Source organism: Microbacterium sp. 1.5R (genome assembly GCF_001889265.1).
Taxonomy (GTDB): Bacteria; Actinomycetota; Actinomycetes; order Actinomycetales; family Microbacteriaceae; genus Microbacterium.
Map to the genome: position 1 here is coordinate 356,062 of NZ_CP018151.1, position 23,657 is coordinate 379,718.

Here is a 23,657-nt window from a genome sequence, read left to right on the forward strand (position 1 = left end):
GGCGTCAGCTCTCGGGCGGACCCTCGGGGCGGTGCGCGCGGCGGCCGTTCACGACGACCGGTCGCCCTGCGCGCTCCTGCCCCGGCAGCGGGCGTGAGCGTCGGCCGTAGATCAGCTCCGACGAGTCGAGCAGCCACGGCACGAGCGTGATCGAGACCCCGTGCACGAGCATCAGCTGGTTGGCCAGGCGGCGTGAGCGGCGGTTGTGCAGGAACGTCTCCCACCAGTGCCCCACGATGTACTGCGGCAGATAGACCGTGACCACGGACGAGCCGTGCTTCTCGCGGTACTGCTTGATGAACTGCGTCACCGGCTGTGCGAACGACCGGAACGGCGACTCGACGATCACCAGCGGGATCGGCACGAGGTGATCTGCCCAGTCCTTCTGCAGCTGCGCGGCATCGTCGGATGCGACGGCGACGTGCACCGCCAGAGTCTTGCCGTGCTTGGCGGCGATCGCATAGTCGATGGCCTTGATCACCGGCTTCTGCAGGCGGTTGACGAGCACGATCGCCAGGTCGCCGGTCGCGCCGAACTTCGTCGTGTCGTCGATCGCGATCTCGTGCTCGACGTCGCGGTAGTACCGCTTCACGCCCATCATCAGGAACGCCAGCACCGGGATCGCGAAGAACACCAGGTAGGCGCCGTGCGTGAACTTCGTGATCGTCACGATCAGCAGCACCGCCACCGTCATCGCGGCGCCCACCGAGTTGATGACCAGTCCGATCTTCGCCGAGCGGCGGTCGGATGCCGAGGCGCCGTCGACGCCCGACCCGGGAGTCGTCCCCACCGGCCCGCGCAGCACGCGGCGCCAGTGCCGGACCATGCCGATCTGCCCGAGCGAGAACGACACGAAGACGCCGATGATGTAGAGCTGGATCAGCGTGGTGAGCTTCGCCTGGAACACCACGAGCACGATGATCGCCGCGATCCCCAGCACGATCATGCCGTTCGAGAACACGAGGCGGTCGCCGCGGGTGTTCAGCGACTTGGGGGCGTAGCCGTCACGGGCGAGCACCGAGCCGAGCAGCGGGAATCCGTTGAAGGCGGTGTTGGCAGCCAGCAGCAGCACGCAGGCGGTCGCCGCCTGGATGATGAAGAACAGGATGCTGCCGCCGCCGAACGTCGCAGACGCGATCTGCGCCATCAGGCTCGGCTGCGGGTTCGAGCAGTCGAAGCCGATCAGGTCGCACGGGTTCTCGGCGTAGTGCACGCCGGTGATCAGGGCCAGGGCGGTGAGCCCGGCGAACAGGCACGCGGCGATGGAACCCATCAGCACGAGCGTGGTCTGGGCGTTGCGGACCTTCGGGGTGCGGAAGGCGGGCACGCCGTTCGACACCGCCTCGACGCCGGTGAGGGCCGAGCATCCGCTCGAGAACGCCCGCAGGATCAGAAGGATCACCGCGGCCTGGCCGAGGTCTTCGGAGTGCACGGCGAACTCGGCGCTCGAGGCGACCGGCGCATCGCCGAGGAAGGTGCGGAACAGCCCGGTCACGATCATGAAGCCGACGGAGGCGATGAACACGTAGGTCGGGATCGCGAAGACGAGCGAGGCCTCGCGCACTCCTCGCAGGTTCACCACGATGATGAGGATCACGAATCCGACCGCCAGCTCGACGCGCAGCGGATCGAGGCCCGGCACCGCCGAGATGATGTTGTCGACGCCGGATGCCACCGACACGGCGACCGTCAGCACGTAGTCGACCAGCAGCGCGGCCGCGACGATGACGCCGGGGATCTCGCCGAGGTTCTTCGAGGCGACCTCGTAGTCGCCGCCGCCCGAAGGGTAGGCCTTGATGAGCTGCCGGTAGCTGAGCACGACGACGATCAGCAGCACGACGACCGCGACCGCGACGAGCGGCGTGAACGACAGGAACGTCAGTCCGCCGATGAGGAGGATCATCACGAGCTCCTGCGGCGCGTAGGCGACCGAGCTCAGGGCGTCCGACGCGAAGATCGGCAACGCCATCTTCTTCGGGAGCAGCTGATCGTCGACCTGTGCGCTCGTCAGCGGGTCGCCGATGAGGATGCGCTTCACGCGAGGAGGAGCGTCGAGGTTGTCCCGGGTTTCATCTGACACGTCGGGCGACATTACGCCCGCGAACGGCTTCCTCACGCGTTCCTCACGGAATCCCTACGGGTGCCCCGGTGTCCCTAACGGAATCCTTACGCGGCCGAGGCGGTCACTCGGAATGAGGGCGCGGCATGTACCACTCGGTGAACGCGGTCGCCCGGCCCTCGGCATCCAGTCGGACGATCCAGAGATTGAGATAGTCCCTTTCAGACGGGTACTGCGTGCGCCCCTCGATCGCCACGAAGTCGTCATCCTCGCGGACGATCCACCACTCGAACGACCACGTACCCGGATCGTCGAGGTCCTCGAGCCAGCCGGCGACGATGTCGGCCCGACCGACCCGCGGCTCGGCGTCGGGGCTCGTGAGGTAGATCGCGTCTTCGCTGAAGAGCGCCGCGATCTGCTGCGGGTCGTTCGATCGCCACGCCTCGACGTACGCCTCTGTCCACTTCTCGCCTGCGGTAGCCATGTCGTCCGTTGTAGACCCGGCCTCCGACATCGTCAAGACCGCGCCGGACCGAATTTCTCATCGGCGATGCACAGCCTGCGCCGATCACGAACGCGTAACGTCGGATGCATGACGTCCCTTCAGCTCACCGACGATGCGATCCAGCAGACTCGGGAGCTCCGCGATGAGTTCCAGCGCTTCCTGCGCGAGTACGAGTTCGGGATGCGGGAGGTGGAGACGAAGATCTCGATCCTGCGTGACGAGTTCACCCATCACCACGCGTACAACCCGATCGAGCACGTCAAGAGCCGGTTGAAGACCCCCGACAGCATCGTCGAGAAGATCGCCCGCAAGGGCATCGTCGAGCCGGACTTCGAGCGCATCCGCTCCGAGATCACCGACATCGCCGGCGTGCGCGTGACGTGCAGCTTCGTCGCCGACGTGTACCGCCTGTTCGACCTGCTCACCGCGCAGGACGACGTCACCGTGCGCACTGTCAAGGACTACATCGCCACGCCGAAGGAGAACGGCTACAAGAGCCTGCACGCGATCATCGAGGTGCCGGTGTTCCTGTCGACCGGGGCGCTCGCGGTGCCGGTCGAGGTGCAGTTCCGGACCATCGCGATGGACTTCTGGGCCAGCCTCGAGCACAAGATCTATTACAAGTTCTCGAACCAGGTGCCCTCGCACCTCGTCGACAGCCTGACCGATGCGGCCGAGGCCGCCGCCGAGCTCGACAGCCGCATGGAGCGTCTGCATCGCGAGGCGCACGGAGTGCCGCAGCGCCAGCTCGCGCCGCCGCCCCCGCCGCACGTCGTGCAGGTCTGACCCGACGCTCGTCGTCTCCGGTGCGCGGCGCACGCGAGCGGCGCGGTGTTGCGCGCGGCGGCGGGCTCCGGGAGCATGGGCAGGTGGTGAAGACGCAGCAGCCCCCGGTCGCCGACCTCGAGCGCACCCTCGTCGAGCTCCCCGGTCTCGACCGCGGACGCCAGCTGTGCGAGTGCGACCACGGCGACGACGAGGCCTATGCCGCCTGCGGACGCAAGGCCAAGTGGCGCGTCACGGTCGACTGCGTCTGCGGGGAGAACCACCCGCGTCGCGTCGAGATCCTGTGCTCCCGGTGCCTGCGCACTCTGCGCCAGCTGCAGGACCGCGACACCATCACCGCGCGGCGTCTCTGACGCACCGGCGCTCGCGACCATCCGTTCGCGCCTTCGCTCCGAACAACCGCTGACCACACCGTCGGCGGTGCGAAGGAGCAGATCATGGCACAGCGCAGCAAAGACCCACAGCGCAGCAAGGGCAGACGATTCATCCTCTGGGCAGCACTCTCGGGTGTGATCAGCGGTGCCGTCTTCCTGGCCACCGCAGAGCTGTTCGCGCTGATCTTCGCGCGCTCAGCGAGCCCGATCCTCGCGGTCGGCGGTTTCGTGATCGACATCGTGCCGCAGCCCTTCAAGGAATTCGCGATCGCGACCTTCGGCGAGTACGACAAGATCGCGCTGCTGGTCGGTCTCGGTCTCGCGGTGGTGATCGCGTCGGCGATCGCCGGAATCCTTCAGCTGCTCCGTCCCCCGCTCGGCGTGATCGCCCTGGTGGTCGCGGGCGCGCTCTCCACCGCGGCGATCGTGACGAGGGCGGGAGTCACGCCCCTCGCCTTCCTGCCTCCCGTGCTCGGCACCATCGCAGGGTCGATCCTGATGGTGCTCCTGATCCGCCGTCTGAAGACGTGGAGGGCCTCGGCGGTTCCCGCCGTGATGACCGACCGCAAGGGCGAGGGTCTCGCCGCGACCGGCACCGGGACGGTGGGCCAGGATGCCGCGCAGCCGCCGAAGGATCTGGGGCGTCGGCAGTTCTTCATCCTCGCCGGGATCGCGAGCGTCTCGGCGGTCGTCGTCGGCATCGCGTCGCGCACGGTGAGCATGACGGTCGCCTCCGTGGCGTCGATCCGGGAGGCGCTGAAGCTCCCGGCGCCGAAGTCGACGGTCACGGTGCCGAAGGGCGCCGAGCTCGACATCCCGGGCCTGAGCAAGCTGTTCACCCCGAACAAGGACTTCTACCGCGTCGACACCGCGCTGACCGTGCCCACGATCGACCCCAGCACCTGGCGTCTCGTGATCGACGGCATGGTCGATCAGCGCGTCGAGATGAGCTTCCAGGACCTCCTCGACATGGGGCTCGACGAGTATGCGATCACCCTCACCTGCGTCTCGAACGAGGTGGGCGGCGACCTCGTCGGCAATGCGAAGTGGCTCGGCGTCCCGCTGCGCGATGTTCTCAAGAAGGCAGGGGTGAAGTCCGGAGCCGACATGGTGCTGTCGAAGAGCGTCGACGGATACACCGCGAGCACGCCGCTGTCGGCGCTGACCGACGACAACCTCGATGCGATCCTCGCGGTGGGCATGAACGGCGAGCCGCTGCCGCTCGAGCACGGGTTCCCGGTGCGCATGGTCGTTCCCGGTCTCTACGGCTACGTCTCGGCGACGAAGTGGCTGACCGAGCTCAAGGTGACGACGTTCGACAAGGACGAGGCCTACTGGACCCCGCGTGGATACAGCGCCGAGGCGCCGATCAAGTTCGCCTCGCGCGTCGACACTCCCAAGGTCGGCGAGGCGGTCAAGGCCGGCCGCATCCCGATCGCGGGCGTCGCGTGGGCGCAGTCGGTCGGCATCGAGCGGGTCGAGGTGCGCATCGATGAGGGCGACTGGATGCCGGCGACGCTGTCGGCACCGATCAACGAGGACACCTGGGTGCAGTGGTTCATGGAGTGGGATGCCACGCCGGGCACGCACTACGTGGCCGTGCGAGCCATCAACAAGAACGGCGACCTGCAGATCGAAGAGCGGGCGCCGATCGCGCCGAACGGTTCGTCGGGGTGGCAGCGGTCGCTGATCCGCGTCGCCTGATGCCGGTGCGTGACCCCGGGTCTCGCCCTAGTGTGGGAGCCATGACGTCGCTCCCCGCCTGCGTGATCACTGTCTCGGATCGATCCTTCGCGGGTGAACGCGAAGACAGGGGAGGGCCGATCGCGGTCGGGCTGCTGCGGGATGCCGGGTGGCACTGCCCGGATGCCGAGGTCATCGCCGACGGCGCCACCTCGGTCGCGGATGCGCTGCGCCGAGCGGTGGCCCGCGGCGTGAGGCTGATCGTGACGACCGGGGGGACCGGCGTCAGTCCGCGCGATGAGACGCCGGAGGGCACCCGTCGGGTGATCACCCGCGAGGTGCCCGGCATCGCCGAGGAACTGCGCCGCAGCGGCCTCGCCGACACCCCGCTGTCCGTGCTCTCTCGTGGCGTGGCGGGCATCGTCGAACCGGCCGGATCGCTCGTGGTGAATCTTCCCGGGTCGCCCCGGGCCGTGGCATCCGGTGTTCCCGTCGTGCTCACCGTCGCCAGACACGTCGTCGACCAGGTCGAGGGCGGTGATCACTCGTGAACGAGGTGCGGATCGCAGCGATCTCGGAGGAGAAGCTCGACGTCGACGCGCATCTCGCTGCGGTGGACGACCCGGCCCTGGGCGGGGTCACGACCTTCATCGGGCGCGTGCGCGACAACGACCCCGATGCGACGACCCCGGTGGTCGGGCTCGAATACAGCTCGCACCCCGATGCGGAGCCGACGCTGCGACGCATCGCCGAGGAGGCGGCAGCGGATGCCGTCGGCGACGCCAGGGTCGTGGTCGCCGTGAGCCACCGAATCGGTCGCCTCGACGTCGGGGATGCGGCCGTGGTCATCGCGGTCGCGGCAGAGCATCGTGCTGAGGCCTTCGAGGTGTGCCGCGCGGTCATCGAGGACATCAAGACGTCGCTGCCGGTGTGGAAGCGCCAGGTCGAGTCGGACGGCTCGACCTCGTGGAAGGGCATCGGCGGCTGAGTCGAGTCGCGGCTGCTTCACGCGGCCATTCGCGCTTCTGAAGGCCGTTTTCGGCATCCGCGTCCTTCTGACGCGCAGATCGCCGCACGAAGCGCACGCCCCGCGGGCATCGCTTCGCCTGCGGCCTATCCCCCGGCGAACGGGGGAAGCACGTCGATCAGCTGGGCGTCGTCGAGCGGACGGTCGTCATCGCTGCGCACACCGTCGACCATGACCGCGCACCGCGGAAGGATGTCGGCGAGCGCCGGATGGTCGGCGACGACGGCGGCGCGCAGCTGCTCGAGCGAGTGCTCGCCGCGGTCCTCGGCGTCGGTGCCCGCGGCCTCGGCGGCCGCAGCGAAATAGCGGACGCGGGTGGTCACAGGGTCTCTCCCTCGCGCACCCAGTCGCCCGAGCGCCCGCCCGACTTCGCGACGATGCGCACGTCTTCGATCACGACCGAGCGGTCGAGGCCCTTGATCATGTCGACGATCGCGAGGGCACTCACCGAGACCGCTGTGAGGGCCTCCATCTCGACGCCGGTGCGGTCGGCAGTGCCGACGGTCGCCTCGACGTGCACGCCGTCGTCGACGATGTCGAGTTCGACCGACGCGCGGTGCACGCCGATCACGTGGGCGAGGGGCAGCAGAGCGGGTGTCGACTTGGCGGCCTGGATGCCGGCGATGCGGGCGACCGCGAGAACGTCGCCCTTGGGTGCGGTGCCGTCGCGCAGGGCAGCGATGACTTCGGCGCCGCAGCGCACGAATCCGCGCGCGGTGGCGGTGCGGACCGTCGGCTGCTTGCCGGTCACATCGACCATGTGGGCGTGGCCGGCCGAATCGAGATGCGTGAAGCTCATCCGACCAGCATGACATCGATCGCATCGCCCACGGCGACGGCCTCGACCTCAGCGGGCACGACGGCGAACGCGTGGGCGCGGGCGAGTCCGCCGGCCAGGTGCGATCCCGAGCCGCCCGAGGTCGCCGGGCGCACGGTCCTGTTCACGAGGTCGACGACGGCGGGCAGGTACTGACGGCGTCCCGGCGGGGTGGTCCACGCGGCATCCGCGGTGAAGGATGCGCGCGGGCGGTGGATCTCGGAGCGACCCTGCAGCGCCAGCAGCGCGGGGCGCACGAACACCTCGAACGACACCGCCACGCTCACGGGGTTTCCGGGAAGACCGAACACCAGAGTGCCGGCGTCGAGCACGCCGAACGCCTGCGGCTTGCCCGGCTGCATCGCGACGCTCGCGAACTCGACCTCGCCGTGTCCGTCGAACGCGCCGCGCACGGGCTCGTACGCACCGGCGCTCACGCCGCCGGTGAACACGATCACGTCAGCGCCGCGTTCTACGGCGGTCGCCGTGACGGTGCGCACGGCATCGGCGTCATCCGCGACGCGGGCGACGAGCACGACCTCGGCGTCGGCATCGGCGACGAGGAGCTCGAGCAGCGGACCGTTGGAATCGGGGATGCGGCCGCGCGCTGCGGGCTCGCCCGGCTCGAGCAGCTCACTGCCGGTCGATACGACGGCCACCCGGGGTGCGCGTGTCACCGTCACGCTCTCGACCCCGGCGGCGACGGCAGCGGACAGCTGGAACGCTCCGAGGCGCTCGCCGGCGAGCACCACTGCGTCACCGGCGCGCAGGTCGGCGCCGCGACGGCGGATGAACGCTCCTGCGGTCGACGGTGCGCGCAGCACCCGCACCTCGCCCAGCGAATCGGCGAGACCGCCGACGGTGTCCTCGAAAGGCACGATCGCGTCCGCCGCCGTCGGGGCGGGCGAGCCGGTCATGATGCGTGCCGCCTCGCCGGCTCCGAGTGCCGGGTCGTCCGACACCCCGGCGGGCAGATCTGCGACGACGCGGAGCACGACAGGGCTCTCGTCGGATGCCGAGGCGACATCCGCTGCCCGCACGGCGAAGCCGTCCATCGCGGAGTTGTCGAAGAGCGGGATGTCGTGCGCCGCCGTCGCAGGCTCTGCGAGCGTGCGCTGGGCCGCGTCCCGGATCGCCCGTGCCTCGGCGGGCAGTGCGCGTACGGCATCCAGCACCCGCGCGAGCTGATCCTCGACGGATCGGCGGCCGCCGCCCTCGGCGCTCATGCCGACACCGCCGAACGGATGGCGATCTCGTGCTGTCTCGAGGTGAGGGAGTCGATCATCGCGAGCCGGCCGAGCAGCGGCTCGCCCGCGCCGGTGATGAGCTTCACGACCTCGCCCGCCAGCATCCCGCCCACCTGCACGCACAGGGCCCCGAGCACGCCGACCTGCGCGCAGCTGGGCGGCTCGCCCTCGGTGCCGAGCGGGAAGAGATCGGTGAGCACCACGGGCGTGTGGCCTTCGGGGGGATTCGACCAGAACACGGTGGCCTGCGCGTGCCACTCCTGCACGGCACCCCACACGAGCGGGATGCCGAGGGTCTCGGTCGCAGCGGCGACGTCGCGGCGGGTCGCGAAGGAGTCGCTCGTGTCGACCACGATGTCGGCCCCGGCGAACAGGCGCTCGGCGTTCTCGGAGTCGAGTCGCTCGGAGGCCGTCACGACCTCCGCACCCGGTGACAGTGCGCTGATCGCGCGCGCCGCCGAAACGGTCTTGGGGCGGCCGATGTCCTCGACACGGTGAGCGAGCTGGCGCTGCAGATTGGTCAGCTCCACGATGTCGTCGTCGATCACCGTGATGCTGCCGATTCCTGCCGCGGCCAGTGCGAGGAGCACGGGGGAGCCGATGCCGCCGGCGCCGACCACGGTGACGTGGGCCGCGGCGAGACGGCGCTGCCCCTCCTCTCCGATGCCCGTGAGCACCGCGTGCCTGGCGGTGCGGACGAGTTCGGCCGGGTCGAGGGCGGGCGCGGGAGCGACGAGCGGCTGCATTGCACCAGGCTATGCCCGGGGTGCGCGATTGCGGCGGGGGCGAGGGGATTCGTCCGGAGTTCGCAGCGAACGGATGCCGATCGAGCGTGTTGCTTCCGTGAATGCGGTGATTTTTGGTTTCAGCATCCGCGTCTGCGGTAGTGTTCACCCATGCAGAGCTTTCGGATCGCCCGCGCAGCACAGCTGCTCGGAGTGAGCGATGACACGGTGCGGCGCTGGATCGATCAGGGCCTGCTGCCGACGACGGATGCCGTCCCGGCCGAGATCCCCGGTGACGCTCTCGCCGCCCGCGCTGTGGAGCTCGCCGAGGAGGCGCAGGCGTCGGATCATGCTCTCTCGAGCGCCCGCAACCGCTTCGTCGGCATCGTGACGCGCGTGCAGATCGACGGAGTCATGGCACAGGTAGATCTGCAGTCCGGACCCCATCGCGTCGTCTCGCTCATGTCGGCCGAGGCCGCCCGCGAGCTGAACCTGGAGGTCGGCTCGCTCGCCACCGCATCCGTCAAGGCGACCAACGTCGTCGTCGAAGTGCCGAAGGGCTGACATGAATCGCGCCCTGCGTCGCACCGTCGCGGTCGTCCTGGCCGCCGCCGCTCTCGCCCTCACAGGGTGCACCGCCGAAGCCCCGGCCCCTGCCAGCTCGGGAGATGCACCGGAGAGTGCCGTCAGCGGCGAGCTCACGGTGTACGCCGCCGCATCGCTGTCGGGCGCCTTCGACGAGATCGGTGCGGCCTTCACCGACGAGAACCCCGATGTGACGTTCAGCGGCGTCTACGACGGATCGTCGACGCTGGTCACCCAGCTGCGCGAGGGCGCTCCGGCCGACGTCTTCGCCTCAGCCGACGAGGCGAACATGGACAAGCTCGAGGATGCCGCGGTCGACCCGACCCTGTTCGCCTCCAACACGCTCGTGATCGCCGTTCCCTCGGGCAATCCGGGTCGCGTCGAGGCCCTCGCCGATCTGGGCGACGTCACCACCGTGCTGTGCGCCCCCGAGGTGCCGTGCGGCGCCGCCTCGGCGACGCTGCTCTCGAACGCCGGCGTCGCGGTCGACGCCGCGAGCCTCGAGCAGAACGTCACCGCCGTGCTCACCAAGGTCGCAGCCGGTGAGGCGGATGCGGGCCTCGTCTACGCCACCGACGTCGTCGGTCGCGACGATGTCGAGGTGATCGTGCCCGACGGTGCCGACGACGTCGTCAACCGCTATCCGATCGCGACGCTGTCGGAGGCATCGAACTCTGCGGCCGCCGACGCGTTCGTCGCGTTCGTGCTGTCGGATGATGGCCAGAGCATCCTGGCCGACTTCGGCTTCGGAGCGCCGTGACCGCGGCCGCTTCACACGGATACGCGCCGCGTGCCCTGGCCATCCCGGCCCTGATCGGTCTCGCGTTCCTCATCCTCCCGCTCGCGGCGCTCGTCGCCCGTGTCGAGTGGTCGACCTTCATCACCGACGTGACGTCGGAGTCCGCGCGCTCGGCTCTGCTCCTGTCGCTCGGCACCGGCCTCGTCGCCACTCTGCTGTGCATCGTGATCGGCGTGCCGCTGGCGTTGACGATCGCCCGCTCCGGGCCCCGCCTGGCCGCCGTGCTGCGGGCCGCTGTCACGGTGCCGCTCGTGCTGCCGCCGATGGTCGGCGGTGTCGCCCTGCTCTACCTGTTCGGGCGGGCGGGGTGGTTCGGCGGTCTCGGGATCTCCTTCAGCACGCCGGCCGTCGTGCTTGCGCAGACCTTCGTGGCGCTGCCGTTCCTCGTGCTGGCGGTCGAAGGGGCTGTGCGCACCTCCGGTGTCGAGTACGAGCGGACAGCCGCCGCGCTCGGAGCCGGCCGCTGGACGATCCTGCGCCGCATCACGCTGCCGCTCGCGGCGCCCGGGATCGTCGCGGGCGTGGTGCTGTGCTTCGCCCGGGCCATCGGCGAGTTCGGCGCGACGGCACTCTTCGCGGGCAACCGCCCCGGCGTCACGCAGACCATGCCCCTGGCGATCTACACGGCCTTCAACGGCGCAGGCGTCACCCAGGGGGCCGCGGTCGCCCTCGCGCTGCTGCTGCTCGCCACGGCGATCCTCGTGCTGCTGCTCGTGCGCGGCTGGCGGCCGGGGGCGGCGCGATGAGCGCGCCTGCTGTCGCCGGGCTGCGCGCCCGCGTGGTCGTGCCGCGAGAGCACTTCACCGTCGATGTCTCGCTGCAGGTGGAGACCCGCGAGACGGTCGCCGTGATGGGACCCAGCGGAGCGGGCAAGTCGACGCTGCTGCAGGCGCTCGCCGGACTCGAGCCGCTGGGCGGGGGCGAGATCGCCGTCGAGGGCCGGGTCGTCGACCGGGTCGCGAAGCCGCGGGTGAGGACCGAGCCGATGCGCCGCGGGGTCGTGCTGCTCGGGCAGAAGCCCCGGCTGTTCCCGCATCTGTCGGCGCGCGAGAACGTGGCGTTCGGGCCACGGGCGGCGGGCACTGACGCCCGCGCGGCGCGGGCGGGGGCCGACGATTGGCTCGCACGGGTCGGACTCCCCGGCTCCGGAGAGCGGATGCCGCACGAGCTCTCCGGCGGTGAGCAGCAACGGGTCGCGGTCGCTCGCGCGCTCGCCGCATCCCCTCGCGTCGTACTGCTCGACGAGCCACTCGTTGCCCTCGACCCCGAGACGGCCGGCGACATCAGGCGGATGCTGCGCGACCAGCTCATCTCGACCACGACCGTCGCGGTCACGCACGATGCCGCGGATGCCGTCGCGCTCGCCGACCGGCTGATCGTCGTCGAGGCTGGTCGCGTGACGCAGGTGGGCCCGGTGCGCGAGGTGCTCGCCGCCCCGGCATCCGGTTTCGTCGCGTCGATCGCCGGGGTCAACCGCCTGGTCGGGGTCGCGAGTGGGGGAGCATGGCGCAGCGGCGACGCGCGGTTGACCAGCGCCCATCCTGCATCGCGTGCTCTCGCCGCGACGGACGGCGTTGCGCTCGCCGCGGTCTTCCGCCCGGGCGACGTGCGGGTCGCCGAGGCAGGCCCGGAGTCGTGGCCGGCTGCGGTGACGCGCATCGAGCCCACGCTGGGAGGCGTGCGCGTGCACACCGATGCAGGCGCGATCGACCTGTCGCTGGATGCTGCCGGAGGCGTGGCGGTCGGCGATCGGATTCGGCTGCGGGTGGACCCGGCGCTGGTGCGGTTCGTCGCAGTTCCGTGCGCTGAGCTCGCCCGATGACTGGTGAACTCCCGGCCGAATCTCCAGCCAGGTGGCCTGGGCGAGCGCCGCGCGTCCCGAAAGGACCTGGCAATATGCCGGTCGTCGCGCCCGCATGGGCCGCGCGACGCGGGGCGCGGGTAGTCTCGGAACATGTCGGGGAGAGGGAAACTGCGATGACGGCCGTGCCGGTCGTGATCGGTGTGCGCTCGCCGCATCCCGTGGTCGCCACAGACCCCGCGCCCGCGTCGCAGGGACTCGTCGACACCCACGGGCGCGTGCACCGCGACCTGCGCATCTCGCTGACCGACCGCTGCTCGCTGCGCTGCACCTACTGCATGCCCGAGCAGGGAAACGAATGGCTGGCGCGCACCAGCATCCTGTCGACCGACGAGATCGTCGAAGTGGCGCAGGTCGCCGCGTCGCTCGGCATCCGCACCTTCCGGCTCACCGGCGGTGAGCCGCTGCTGCGTGCCGACATCGTCGACGTCGTGCGCCGTGTCTCGGCGATCGAGGGGGACGAAGGCCCTGTCGAGGTCGCCATGACGACGAACGGCATCACGCTCGCGAAGCACCTGCCCGACCTGATCGACGCCGGCCTCACGCGACTGAACATCAGCATCGACACGGTCGATCGTCAGCGCTTCGCCGACCTCACGCGTCGAGACCGCATCGACGACGTGTTCGAGGGCATCGCGGCAGCGGCGGCATCCGAACTGCGCCCGCTCAAACTCAACACGGTCGCTATGCGCGGCGTCAACGACGACGAGCTGCCCGACCTGGTCGCGTTCGCGATGGAGGTCGGCGCGCAGTTGCGCTTCATCGAGCAGATGCCGCTCGACGCCGGGCACACCTGGGATCGCGATTCGATGGTGACGCGCGAGGAGATCCTCGAGAAGCTCAGCGCGCGGTGGGATCTGGAGCCGGTTCCCGGCCGCGGCGGTGCGCCGGCGGAGAAATGGCGCATCGACGGCGGACCGCACGAGGTCGGCGTCATCGCCTCGGTCACCGCCCCCTTCTGCGGCGCGTGCGACCGACTTCGACTGACCGCCGACGGACAACTGCGCAACTGCCTGTTCTCGAACGCGGAGTACGACCTGATCGGCGTGCTGCGCGGCGACGGAGCATCCGACTCCGCCCGGCGTGCTGGCGGGATCGCCGACATGCTGCGCTCCTGCGTGCACGGCAAGCTGCCGGGGCACGCGATCAACGACCCGTCATTCCTGCAGCCCGCCCGAGGCATGAACGCCATCGGCGGCTGAGTCAGCCCCGCTTCGCGTTCACAATTCAGCAGAGAACGTGCGTTCCGCGTGCTCAGGGCCTGAATCCGGCCCGATCCCGACCGCTGATGCTGAATTGTGAACGGCGAGAACGCGCGTCAGTCGAGGAACTCCCGCGCGGCGGCCGACAGTGCGGTGACGCCGACCTCGATCGTCGGGTGGATCTCGGGCGCGAAGAACGGCGAGTGGTTGGTCGGGATGTCCTTGTCGAGCGTGCCGGCGGCGGCGGATGCCGCGAACTTCGCCGCATCGATGCCGCCCCAGAACCAGAAGACCAGCGGCGCGCCGGTGTCGCGGGCGAACCACGACACGTCCTCGCTGCCGGTGAACATCCCGGGGTCGACGACCGACGCCTCGCCGAGCGCGCGCTGCAGGGCGGAGGTGACGCGCGCGGTGGCATCGGCGTCGTTGATCGTCGGCGGCAGGGTGTGGTCAGTGCGGATCTCGGGCTCGCGCTCGGCTCCGGATGCCGCCGCCTCGGCCCGCACGATGCGCTCGACGCTCGCGAGCACCTTGTCGCGCATCTCGTCGTTCGGATAGCGCAGGCTGAGCTCGAGCTTGGCCTCGGCCGGGATGATGTTGTTCTTGAGGCCCGCATGGATCGAGCCGACCGTCACCACTGCGACATCGCGCGGGTCGACCTCGCGCGATGCGATGGTCTGCAGCCGCATGACGGTCGCCGCGGCCATGACGACCGGGTCGATCGTGGAGTGCGGGCGTGAGCCGTGTCCGCCGCGTCCGTGCAGCACGACGGTGAGTCCGTCGGATGCCGCCATCTGCGTACCGGGGCGCACGCCGATGGTTCCGGCGGGCAGGGGAGTGACGTGCTGGCCGAGCACGACGTCGGGGTGCGGCACGAGATCGCGCAGTCCGGCGTCGAGCATGGCACGGGATCCGGCGCCGTACTCCTCGGCGGGCTGGATGAGCACGACCACGGTTCCCGACCAGTCGGCCTTCTCGGCGACGAGCTTCTCGACGGCGCCGATCATCGCCGTGACGTGCATGTCGTGGCCGCAGGCGTGCATGACGGGCACGGTGTTGCCGGCCGGATCGATGCCGGTCGCGGTGCTCGCGTACGCCAGCCCGGTCTCCTCGCCGACGGGCAGCGCGTCCATGTCGGCGCGCGCCCACACGACCGGGCCGTCGCCGTTGCGCAGGATGCCGACCACGCCGGTGACGCCGATGCCCTCGTGCACCTCGAGGCCGAGATCCCGCAGGTGGCCCGCGGCGATGCCGGCGGTGCGCGTCTCCTGGAACGAGAGCTCGGGATGCTGGTGCAGGTCGGTGTAGAGCGCTTCGAGGTCGATCGTCATGGCCCGAGCCTAGTCGCGGCGGTACGACTCCAGTGCCGGTCCTGGATGCAGTACGCCGTTGACGATCGACCGGATCGCGAACTCGCTCGCCTCGCCGAGGTCGAACACGTCGCGATGCAGCAGCCATTGCAGCTGCAGGCCATCCATCACGGCGAGGATGCTGGCGGCGGCCGTCGTGATCGTCGAGGGCTCGGTCACTCCCTCCTGCGCGCACAGGGCGTGGAAGGCATCCGTCACCTCGCGTCGCAGCGTCGTGTATCGCTCTTCGAAGTACTCGCGGCCGGGGTGGTTGTCGGTCACGGACTCCGATGAGAGCACGGTGTACGCCTGCACGATCCCGGGGCGCCGCTCGTTGGCGATGGCGGTGCGCACGAGGTGCAGGAAGAGCTCGGGTCCGCCGGGGATGTGCTTCTCGGCGAGCTCGGCGACGTCGGCCTGGTCGCGGTAGGCGAGCACCTCGAGCAGCAGCTTCTGCTTCGACCCGAAATGGTGCAGCACGCCGGCGTGGGTGATGCCCACCTGCTCGGCGACATCGGCGAGGGTGCCGTTGGTCGATCCCTTGTTGCCGAAGATCTCGACGGCGGCTTTGAGGATCTGCTCGCGCTTCTCGCGGGTGGCAGGCCGGACGGACGTGTGGGCGACAGCATCCTTCGACATGGTCCATCCTCTTCTGCACGGAATCCTGCACTGGATCGTACTTGCCAACTCTACTTACCAACGAGTAACCTCGCACCAGCTTACTTTCTCGCCAGTAAGCGAATGCAGTCGGATGCCCGGGCACCGACAGCCACACAGCACAACGACCCGTGCCCAAGGAGAAGCAATGAAGCTCAGAAAGTCCATGATCGCCGTCGCGGCGATCTCCGCCCTCGGCGTCTCGGCCCTCGCCGGCTGCGCAGCCGGCGGATCGAACGACGGTGACGCCGGATCCGGCGGCGCAGCACTGACGATCGCCAAGCCCGACGGTGCGATCACCACCGAGTCGAACAACCCCTACGTCGGCGACTCGTCGGCGTCGAAGTACGGCTACGGCAAGGTCATCTTCGAGACCCTCGGTCTCGTCAACCAGACCGGCGACCGCGAGGTCACCCCCTGGCTCGCCGAGAGCATCGAGTGGAACGACGACTACACGGCCCTCACCGTCGTGCCCCGCAAGGACGTCACCTGGAGCGACGGCGAGCCGTTCACCGCCGACGACATCGTCTTCACCTATGAGCTCGTGTCGACCCCCGAGCTCGACACCGCCGGCCTCAAGTTCGAGGGGGCGACCGTCGAGGGCGACGCCGTCACCCTGAACTTCGGCGAATCGAAGTACGTGAACCAGGCGCGCGTCCTGCACGTGCCGATCGTGCCGAAGCACATCTGGGAGAACCTCGACGAGCCGGCCACCGACCCCGTCAAGGGCGACGACCTGGTCGGCACCGGCCCCTACGCCCTGTCGAACTGGTCGACCGAGTCGGTCACGCTCGAGGCCCGCGACGACTACTGGGGCGGCGATCTCGCGGTTCCCGAGCTGCACTACGTCTCGTACGGCGACAACACCGCTCTGACGACGGCTCTCGCGCAGGGCGAGGCCGACTGGGCGCAGGCGTTCATCCCGCAGATCCAGGAGCAGTTCCTCGACGCCGACCCCGAGCACAACAAGTTCTTCGTCGCGCCGACCACGGGTTCGGCGACGCTGTTCATGAACCTGCAGCAGAAGCCGTTCGACGATGTGGCGTTCCGCCAGGCGCTCGCCTGGGTCATCGACCGCGACGCCTACGTCGACATCGCCCGTGAGGGCGCGAGCGAGCCGGTCTGGTCGGTGACCGGTCTGTCGTCGATCCTCGAGGACGAGATCCAGCCCGAGTTCCAGGGCGAGGAGTACTCGGTCGACGCCGAGAAGGCGCGCGACCTGCTCGAGAGCGCCGGATACACGTGGAAGGACGACGCGCTGATCGACCCCGACGGCACGCCCGTCTCGTTCACGCTCTCGGTGCCCTCGGGCTGGAGCGACTGGAACACCGCGCAGGAGCTCATCGCCGAAGACGTCACCGAGGCCATCGGCGCCGAGGTCAAGATCGACATGCCCGACTGGGGCGGCTGGGCAGGCCCCCGCGACGACGGCTCGTTCTCGGCCATCATCCACTGGCTGGAAGACAGCGGCACGGCATACGGCCTGTACACGTCGACGATGGACCCGCGCTGGATCTCGCCCGAGGGCATCGCCGGGTTCAACTTCGGACGCTTCGAAGACCCCGCGGCAACCGAGGCGCTCAACACCTACGCGAACGCGTCGTCCGATGAGGAGCGCACTGCGGCGATCACCACGCTCGAGCAGATCTTCGTCGAGCAGGTCCCGGCGATCCCGCTGGGCGCGCACCCGCTTCTCGGCGAGTACAACACCCGCAACTACGTCGGGTGGCCCTCGGAGGACGACCCGTACGCCTCGGGCGACCCGACGCAGCAGAACATCGTGCAGATCCTCACGAAGCTGAAGCCGGCCGAGTAAGCAGTCCCGGAGGGGCGGATGCAGCGGCATCCGCCCCTCCCACCGACCTCCCGACCGACGAAGGACCCCTCATGTCAGAACCACTGCTCAGCGTGCGCGACTTCTCGGTCGTGTACGACGTCGACCCTCCCGTCGAGGCGGTGAAGAACGTCACGCTCGAACTGCAGAGAGGCGAGATCCTCGGTCTCGCCGGGGAGAGCGGATGCGGCAAGACCACGCTCGCCTACGGCGTGCAGCGTCTGCTCCGGGCCCCTGCGGTGATCGCGGGCGGCAGCGTGACCTTCCACGATGCATCGGGTGTCGACGTCGACATCAACGCGCTCGACGTCGAGGCGATGCAGAAGTTCCGCTGGGACAAGGTCTCGATGGTGTTCCAGGGTGCGATGAACGCACTGAACCCGGTGGCGACGATCGGCTCGCAGCTCGAGGACGTGTTCGAGATCCACCGCCCTGACATGACGCGACGGCAGCGCAGGGCCGAGGCCGAGGAACTGCTCGAGATCGTCAAGGTCGGGCGTCAGCGCACCCGGTCGTTCCCGCACGAGCTCTCCGGCGGCATGCGCCAGCGTGTCATGATCGCGATGGCCCTGGCGCTGCGCCCGCAGCTGATGGTCATGGACGAGCCGACCACGGCGCTCGACGTGCTCGTGCAGCGGGAGATCCTCAAGCAGATCTCGCAGCTGCGGCACGAGTTCGGCTTCTCGGTGATCTTCATCACCCACGACCTTCCGCTGCTGCTCGAGATCAGCGACCGCATCGCCATCATGCGCGAGGGCGAGATCGTCGAGCTGGCCTCCGCCGAGCAGATCTGGACCGACCCGCAGAACGACTACACGAAGACTCTGCTGTCGTCGTTCCCCCGACTCACCGGTGCGAGAGGAGTGCTGACCCGATGACCACTCTCGAGTTCGCCCACGTCAGCAAGATCTACAACGTCCGCGGAGCCGGCCAGCTCAAGGCGCTCGACGACGTCAGCTTCACCCTGAACTCCGGCCAGACCATCGGTCTCGTCGGCCAGTCGGGCAGCGGCAAGTCGACCATCGCGAAGATCCTCACCCAGCTCGAGACTCCCACGTCCGGCGAGGTGCGGCTCGACGGCGCACCCATCCCGCGGCGCGGCAGGGGACTGCGGAAGTACCGCCAGCAGCTGCGGATGGTGTTCCAGGACCCGTTCGCCTCGCTCAACCCGTACCACTCGATCCGCTATCACCTCGAGCGCCCGATCCGTCTCGACGACGTCGTCCCCAAGAAGGACACCGAGGCCGAGGTGCGCCGACTGCTCGAGCGCGTGCGCCTCGACGCGGATGCCGTGATCGACCGCCGCCCTCATGAGCTGTCGGGCGGCCAGCGTCAGCGCGTCGCCATCGCCCGTGCGCTCGCCTCGCGGCCGTCGCTGCTCGTCGCCGATGAGCCGGTGTCGATGCTCGACGTGTCGATCCGTCTCGGAGTGCTGAACCTGCTCGCCGATCTGCAGCGCGAGGAGGGCCTCGGCGTGCTCTACATCACCCACGATCTCGCCACCGCCCGTCACTTCAGCGACAAGATCATGGTGCTGAACCAGGGTCGGGTCGTCGAGTACGGCGACGCCGACGACGTGATCCTCACCCCGCAGGACCCCTACACGCGCGAGCTGCGGGCGGCGTCGCCCGACCCCGACAAGCACTTCGCGACGACAGGCTCGCACGGAGGTGCACTGTGACCACCGCATCCCCCGATCTGGGTCAGATCGACCAGGAGAACCGCGACGCGCTCGAGGTCGGCACCACCGCGACCGTCGCGCAGAAGGGGCGAGCCGTCGTGCCCTGGCGGTTCTTCGCCGGTCGGGCCGGCTTCTACCTGTTCACGCTGTGGGCGGCCATCACGATCAACTTCTTCCTCCCGCGGTTCATGAAGGGCGACGCGGTCAGCTCGTACCTCGCGCGCAACCGCAACATCAGTCCCGAGGCGGCGGACTCGCTGCGGGCGCTGCTCGGCATCGACACCGACAAGTCGATGTGGCAGCAGTACTTCGAGTACTGGGCGATGCTGTTCCGCGGCGACCTCGGCATCTCGACACTGCACGGCCTGCGTCCGGTGAGCGAGGTGCTGGCATCCGCTCTCCCGTGGACGCTCGGTCTCGTCGGTCTCGCCACGATCATCTCGTTCGCGCTCGGCACGGTCGGCGGCGCGATCGTCGGCTGGAAGCGCGGCAGCAGGCTCGACGCCCTCATCCCGATCACGACGTTCTTCAACACGATCCCGTACTTCTGGCTCGGTCTCATCGCGATCGCGATCTTCTCGTCGACCCTCAAGTGGTTCCCGTCGTCGCACGCCTACGACAAGGGGCAGTCACCCGAATGGAGCCTCGACTTCATCGGCCAGGTCATCGTGCACGGCACCCTGCCGGCGGTCACGATCATCATCGCCTCGCTCGGCGGATGGATGCTGGGCATGCGCAACATGATGCTCACGGTGCTCGACGAGGACTACATCACCGTCGCCCAGGCCAAGGGCATGCCGAACAGGCGGGTGCTGTGGGCGTATGCCGCTCGCAACGCGGTGCTGCCGCAGATCCAGAGCTTCGCCCTCTCGATCGGGTTCATCGTCGGCGGCACGATCGTCATGGAGATGGTCTTCAGCTACCCGGGCGTCGGCAAGCTGCTGCTCGATGCCACGAACGCGAAGGACTTCGCCCTCATGCAGGGCGTGTTCCTCGTGATCACGCTGTCGGTGCTGGTCGCCAACATCCTGGCGGACATCGTCTACGCATACCTCGACCCGCGCACGCGCCAGACGGAGGCCTGACATGAGCGTTCCCACCTCGACCGACACGACCGCGCCCGACGGCAGCGCGATCCCCACCGGGATGCCGGAGACTGCCACGTTCCGCACGGCCCGCGGGGACCAGCCGACCCGCAAGACGTTCTGGTCGCAGCTCGCCCAATCGTTCGCGATGTTCCGCAACCCCAAGTCGATCGCCGGCCTGATCATCCTCGGGGTGTTCGTGCTGATCGCGATCTTCGCGCCGCTGCTCGCCCCCTACGGAGCCACGCAGAAGGACCGCACGGCGCTGCGGCAGCCGCCCTCGCTCGACCACTGGCTCGGCACCACGCACATGGGCGAGGACGTGCTCAGCCAGCTCATCTTCGGCACGCGCGGTGTCGTCGTGGTCGGATTCCTGTCGGCGATCATCGCCACCGTCATCGCGATCACGATCGGCGTCATCGCCGGATACGTGCGCGGGTGGAAGAGCGAGTCGCTGTCGGCGCTCACGAACGTGTTCCTGGTGATCCCCGGCATCCCGCTGATCATCATCGTGGCGTCGCAGTTCGAGAACCCGCCGCTGATCGTGATCGCCGCAGTGCTGGGCCTCACGGGGTGGGCATGGGGCGCGCGCGTGCTGCGCGCGCAGACCATGTCACTGCGCAACCGCGACTTCATCCAGGCGGCGCGCGCCAACGGCGAACCGCTGCACCGCATCATCACCGTCGAGATGCTGCCGAACCTCATGGCGCTGATCGCGTCGAGCTTCGTCGGCACCGTCACCGCGGCCATCCTCGGTCTGACGACCCTCGCCTTCATCGGGGTGATCCCGGTGAGCAACCTCAACTGGGGCACCATCCTGTTCTGGGCGCAGCAGAACGGCGCCTTCCCGAGGCTGTGGTGGTGGTACGTGCCCGCAGGACTCTGCATCGCGATCATCGGCGTCGCCCTGTCGCTCATCAACTTCGGCATCGACGAGTACGTCAACCCGAGGCTGCGGTCGGCCGGTGAGCGTGCCCGCGCGATGAAGAAGAAGGGGCTCGACGTGAACGATCCGGTGACGGCGGTGCGCAGCGCGCCGACGACCGACTCGGGTACCGTGCAGAGCGCGGCGACAGCGACGACGACCCATACGAAGACCGACAAGAAGACACAGAACGCCGAGTGATGACCTCTCAGACCCTGACCGAATCCCTGCCCTACCTCGACCCAGAACTGCCGATCGCCGCGCGCGTCGCCGACCTCCTCGACCGCATGACGGTCGAGGAGAAGATCGGGCAGATGCTGCAGCTCGACGCTCGCGACGACCTCGACGATCACGTGCTGGGCAAGCACGTCGGGTCGATCCTGCACACCTCGCCCGAGCGCATCATCCGGGCGAACGAGCTGACCGCCCAGACGCGACTGCGCATCCCGCTGCTCGTCGCCGAGGACTGCATCCACGGCCACTCCTTCTGGCCGGGAGCGACGATCTATCCGACGCAGCTCGGCATGGCCGCCACGTGGGACGCCGAGCTGGTCGAGAAGGTGGCGAGGGCCACCGCGGTCGAGGTCGCGGCGACCGGCATCCACTGGACCTTCTCGCCGGTGCTCTGCATCGCACGCGACCTGCGCTGGGGCCGCATCGACGAGACGTTCGGCGAAGACCCGTTCCTCATCGGCGAGCTCGCCTCCGCCATGGTGCGCGGATACCAGGGCGAGGGCCTCGACGACCCCACCGCGATCCTCGCGACGGCGAAGCACTTCGCAGGCTACTCCGAGACGCAGGGCGGGCGCGACGCCAGCGAGGCCGACATCTCGCGGCGCAAGCTGCGGTCGTGGTTCCTGCCGCCGTTCGAGCGGGTGGCCCGTGAAGGATGCCGCACATTCATGCTCGGCTACCAGACCACCGACGGGGTGCCGATCACGGTGAACGACTGGCTGCTCAGCGATGTGCTGCGCGGCGAGTGGGGTTACACCGGCACGCTGATCACCGACTGGGACAACGTCGGACGCATGGTCTGGGAGCAGCATGTGCAGCCCGACTACGCGCACGCCTCGGCTGCGGCGGTGAGCGCGGGCAACGACATGGTGATGAACACTCCGGGCTTCTTCGCCGGAGCTCTCGAGGCGGTGTCGAACGGCCTGCTCGCGGAGGACGCCTTCGATGACGCCGTGGCGCGCATCCTCACGCTCAAGTTCGAGCTGGGACTGTTCGAAGACCCGCGACTTCCGCAGGGCGACCTGGATGCCGTGGTCGGCAGCGCCGCCCACGCCGAGCTCAACCTCGAGACGGCCCGCCGTTCGATCGTGCTGCTCGAGAACGACGGCGTGCTGCCGCTCGACGCGTCGGCGCCGCTGACGGTCGCGGTCGTCGGGCCCCTCGCTGACGACGCCCAGACGCAGCTCGGCGACTGGGCCGGCGGATCGGGTCAGGCCGGATGGCTCGACGGACAGCCGCGCGAGATGATCGCCACCGTGCTCGACGGTCTCGCCGGTATCGACGGATGGTCGGTGACGCACACGCGCGGCGCCGAGATCCTCACGCTCGACGACGATCCGCGGGGCACGAAGTTCCCCGACGGGCAGCCCCGGCCCTCGGTCGTCGTCCCGAGCGCACCCGACGACACGATGATCGCCGAGGCCGTCGCTGCGGCCGAGGCGTCCGATGTCGTGGTCGCCGTCGTCGGCGACCGTATCGAGCTCGTGGGCGAGGGCCGCTCGACGGCGACGCTCGAGCTGATCGGCGGACAGAACGCGCTGCTCGACGCGCTCATCGCGACGGGGAAGCCCGTCGTCGTGGTGCTCCTGGCCTCGAAGCCGCTCGTGCTGCCGGCATCCGCATCGAAGGCCGCCGCCGTGATCTGGGCGGCGAACCCCGGCATGCAGGGCGGCCGCGCGCTCGCCGAGATCATCTCGGGTGCGGTCGAGCCGTCGGGGCGCCTGCCGATCTCGTTCGCGCGCCACGTCGGGCAGCAGCCGACGTACTACAACCAGATCCGCGGCCAGCACGGCGACCGTTACGCGGACCTCACGCAGTCTCCCGCGTGGGCGTTCGGCGAGGGGCTGTCGTACTCGACGGTCTCGTACGGCGAGCTCTCGCTCGACACCGACCGGCTCGGTCTCGCCGACACGATCGTCGCCGAGGTGACGGTGACGAACACCGGTTCGCGCCCGGTGCGCGAGACGGTTCAGGTCTACGTCCGCGACTCCGTCACGAGCGTGAGCTGGGCCGACAAGGAGCTCAAGACCTACCGCCAGGTCGACGTCGCGCCCGGAGAGTCGGCGCGCGTGCGGCTCGAAGTGCCGGTCGCCGAGTGCTCGATCGTGGATGCGGCCGGCAACCGTCGCGTCGAATCCGGCGCGTTCGAACTGCTGGTCGGTCCGAGCTCGCGCGAAGAAGCCCTGCGGAGTGCTGCGTTCACCGTGGCATGAGTCTGCGAC

The 23,657-nt window shown here is 69.3% G+C and carries 24 protein-coding genes; 16 read left to right on the forward strand and 8 right to left on the reverse strand.

Annotated elements, in window-relative coordinates:
- Nucleotides 1–4 precede the first annotated feature (4 nt).
- Nucleotides 5–2,092, reverse strand: a complete 2,088-nt coding sequence (locus BMW26_RS01735) for an APC family permease (RefSeq protein WP_072590594.1) — start codon at nt 2,090–2,092, stop codon at nt 5–7.
- A 91-nt stretch (nt 2,093–2,183) separates the two neighbouring features.
- Nucleotides 2,184–2,543: a nuclear transport factor 2 family protein gene (locus tag BMW26_RS01740; RefSeq protein WP_056276387.1), complete on the reverse strand. Its 360-nt coding sequence runs from the start codon at nt 2,541–2,543 to the stop codon at nt 2,184–2,186.
- A gap of 108 nt (nt 2,544–2,651) precedes the next feature.
- Between BMW26_RS01740 and BMW26_RS01745 the strand changes: the two genes are divergently transcribed.
- From BMW26_RS01745 to BMW26_RS01765, 5 genes are all read left to right on the forward strand, one after another.
- Nucleotides 2,652–3,350 (forward strand): GTP pyrophosphokinase, encoded by a 699-nt coding sequence (locus tag BMW26_RS01745; protein WP_053098552.1) that lies wholly within the window; start codon nt 2,652–2,654, stop codon nt 3,348–3,350.
- 83 nt (nt 3,351–3,433) lie between these two features.
- On the forward strand, nt 3,434–3,703 hold the full coding sequence (locus tag BMW26_RS01750; RefSeq protein ID WP_053098553.1) for a hypothetical protein: 270 nt from the start codon (nt 3,434–3,436) through the stop codon (nt 3,701–3,703).
- A gap of 84 nt (nt 3,704–3,787) precedes the next feature.
- Nucleotides 3,788–5,428, forward strand: coding sequence for a molybdopterin-dependent oxidoreductase (locus tag BMW26_RS01755; RefSeq protein ID WP_072590595.1), 1,641 nt, complete (start codon nt 3,788–3,790; stop codon nt 5,426–5,428).
- Nucleotides 5,429–5,469: 41 nt separating this feature from the next.
- A complete protein-coding gene (locus tag BMW26_RS01760) occupies nt 5,470–5,958 on the forward strand; it encodes a MogA/MoaB family molybdenum cofactor biosynthesis protein (protein ID WP_072590596.1) in 489 nt (162 codons plus the stop codon).
- Nucleotides 5,955–6,395, forward strand: a complete 441-nt coding sequence (locus tag BMW26_RS01765; RefSeq protein WP_072590597.1) for a molybdenum cofactor biosynthesis protein MoaE — start codon at nt 5,955–5,957, stop codon at nt 6,393–6,395. Before BMW26_RS01760 ends, BMW26_RS01765 begins: the two co-directional genes overlap by 4 nt.
- A 125-nt stretch (nt 6,396–6,520) precedes the next feature.
- Here BMW26_RS01765 and BMW26_RS01770 read toward each other — a convergent pair whose 3' ends face one another.
- From BMW26_RS01770 to BMW26_RS01785, 4 genes are read right to left on the reverse strand one after another with little or no spacing between them, the layout of a single operon-like run.
- Nucleotides 6,521–6,757 carry a MoaD/ThiS family protein gene (locus tag BMW26_RS01770; RefSeq protein ID WP_056276399.1) on the reverse strand — a complete coding sequence of 79 codons (237 nt, stop codon included), beginning with the start codon at nt 6,755–6,757 and terminating at the stop codon, nt 6,521–6,523.
- Complete coding sequence (moaC, locus tag BMW26_RS01775) at nt 6,754–7,233, reverse strand: cyclic pyranopterin monophosphate synthase MoaC (RefSeq protein WP_053098558.1); 480 nt, start codon at nt 7,231–7,233, stop codon at nt 6,754–6,756. Before moaC ends, BMW26_RS01770 begins: the two co-directional genes overlap by 4 nt.
- A complete protein-coding gene (locus BMW26_RS01780) occupies nt 7,230–8,477 on the reverse strand; it encodes a molybdopterin molybdotransferase MoeA (RefSeq protein WP_072590598.1) in 1,248 nt (415 codons plus the stop codon). The genes moaC and BMW26_RS01780 overlap by 4 nt, the downstream gene beginning before the upstream one ends.
- Nucleotides 8,474–9,244: a HesA/MoeB/ThiF family protein gene (locus tag BMW26_RS01785; RefSeq protein ID WP_072590599.1), complete on the reverse strand. Its 771-nt coding sequence runs from the start codon at nt 9,242–9,244 to the stop codon at nt 8,474–8,476. Before BMW26_RS01785 ends, BMW26_RS01780 begins: the two co-directional genes overlap by 4 nt.
- A 150-nt stretch (nt 9,245–9,394) precedes the next feature.
- On the opposite strand from BMW26_RS01785, the gene BMW26_RS01790 reads away from it, so the two are divergent.
- The 5 genes from BMW26_RS01790 to moaA all read left to right on the forward strand — a co-directional run bounded on the left by BMW26_RS01790 (nt 9,395) and on the right by moaA (nt 13,670).
- Nucleotides 9,395–9,787 carry a TOBE domain-containing protein gene (locus BMW26_RS01790; protein WP_056276411.1) on the forward strand — a complete coding sequence of 131 codons (393 nt, stop codon included), beginning with the start codon at nt 9,395–9,397 and terminating at the stop codon, nt 9,785–9,787.
- Nucleotide 9,788: 1 nt separating this feature from the next.
- Complete coding sequence (gene modA / locus BMW26_RS01795; protein WP_072590600.1) at nt 9,789–10,568, forward strand: molybdate ABC transporter substrate-binding protein; 780 nt, start codon at nt 9,789–9,791, stop codon at nt 10,566–10,568.
- Nucleotides 10,565–11,353, forward strand: coding sequence for a molybdate ABC transporter permease subunit (modB, locus tag BMW26_RS01800; RefSeq protein WP_072590601.1), 789 nt, complete (start codon nt 10,565–10,567; stop codon nt 11,351–11,353). Before modA ends, modB begins: the two co-directional genes overlap by 4 nt.
- Complete coding sequence (locus BMW26_RS01805; RefSeq protein ID WP_198032365.1) at nt 11,350–12,429, forward strand: sulfate/molybdate ABC transporter ATP-binding protein; 1,080 nt, start codon at nt 11,350–11,352, stop codon at nt 12,427–12,429. The genes modB and BMW26_RS01805 overlap by 4 nt, the downstream gene beginning before the upstream one ends.
- Nucleotides 12,430–12,584: 155 nt before the next feature.
- On the forward strand, nt 12,585–13,670 hold the full coding sequence (moaA, locus tag BMW26_RS01810; RefSeq protein WP_072590602.1) for a GTP 3',8-cyclase MoaA: 1,086 nt from the start codon (nt 12,585–12,587) through the stop codon (nt 13,668–13,670).
- 116 nt (nt 13,671–13,786) lie between these two features.
- Here the strand turns inward: moaA and BMW26_RS01815 are convergent, their stop codons facing one another.
- Nucleotides 13,787–15,001 (reverse strand): amidohydrolase, encoded by a 1,215-nt coding sequence (locus BMW26_RS01815; protein ID WP_053098565.1) that lies wholly within the window; start codon nt 14,999–15,001, stop codon nt 13,787–13,789.
- 9 nt (nt 15,002–15,010) lie between these two features.
- Nucleotides 15,011–15,658: a TetR/AcrR family transcriptional regulator gene (locus BMW26_RS01820; protein WP_053098566.1), complete on the reverse strand. Its 648-nt coding sequence runs from the start codon at nt 15,656–15,658 to the stop codon at nt 15,011–15,013.
- 166 nt (nt 15,659–15,824) lie between these two features.
- Here BMW26_RS01820 and BMW26_RS01825 point away from each other — a divergent pair, with 166 nt between their 5' ends.
- The 6 genes from BMW26_RS01825 to BMW26_RS01850 all read left to right on the forward strand — a co-directional run bounded on the left by BMW26_RS01825 (nt 15,825) and on the right by BMW26_RS01850 (nt 23,648).
- A complete protein-coding gene (locus tag BMW26_RS01825; protein ID WP_072590603.1) occupies nt 15,825–17,492 on the forward strand; it encodes an ABC transporter substrate-binding protein in 1,668 nt (555 codons plus the stop codon).
- A 71-nt stretch (nt 17,493–17,563) separates the two neighbouring features.
- The gene (locus BMW26_RS01830) at nt 17,564–18,388 is read left to right on the forward strand and encodes an ABC transporter ATP-binding protein (RefSeq protein WP_053098568.1); all 825 of its coding nucleotides are present in this window, start codon (nt 17,564–17,566) and stop codon (nt 18,386–18,388) included.
- Nucleotides 18,385–19,191 carry an ABC transporter ATP-binding protein gene (locus BMW26_RS01835; RefSeq protein WP_053098569.1) on the forward strand — a complete coding sequence of 269 codons (807 nt, stop codon included), beginning with the start codon at nt 18,385–18,387 and terminating at the stop codon, nt 19,189–19,191. The genes BMW26_RS01830 and BMW26_RS01835 overlap by 4 nt, the downstream gene beginning before the upstream one ends.
- Nucleotides 19,188–20,276 (forward strand): ABC transporter permease, encoded by a 1,089-nt coding sequence (locus BMW26_RS01840; protein ID WP_072590604.1) that lies wholly within the window; start codon nt 19,188–19,190, stop codon nt 20,274–20,276. The genes BMW26_RS01835 and BMW26_RS01840 overlap by 4 nt, the downstream gene beginning before the upstream one ends.
- 1 nt (nt 20,277) lies before the next feature.
- Nucleotides 20,278–21,402: an ABC transporter permease gene (locus BMW26_RS01845; RefSeq protein ID WP_232224521.1), complete on the forward strand. Its 1,125-nt coding sequence runs from the start codon at nt 20,278–20,280 to the stop codon at nt 21,400–21,402.
- Nucleotides 21,402–23,648: a glycoside hydrolase family 3 N-terminal domain-containing protein gene (locus BMW26_RS01850; protein ID WP_072590605.1), complete on the forward strand. Its 2,247-nt coding sequence runs from the start codon at nt 21,402–21,404 to the stop codon at nt 23,646–23,648. Before BMW26_RS01845 ends, BMW26_RS01850 begins: the two co-directional genes overlap by 1 nt.
- Nucleotides 23,649–23,657 lie beyond the last annotated feature (9 nt).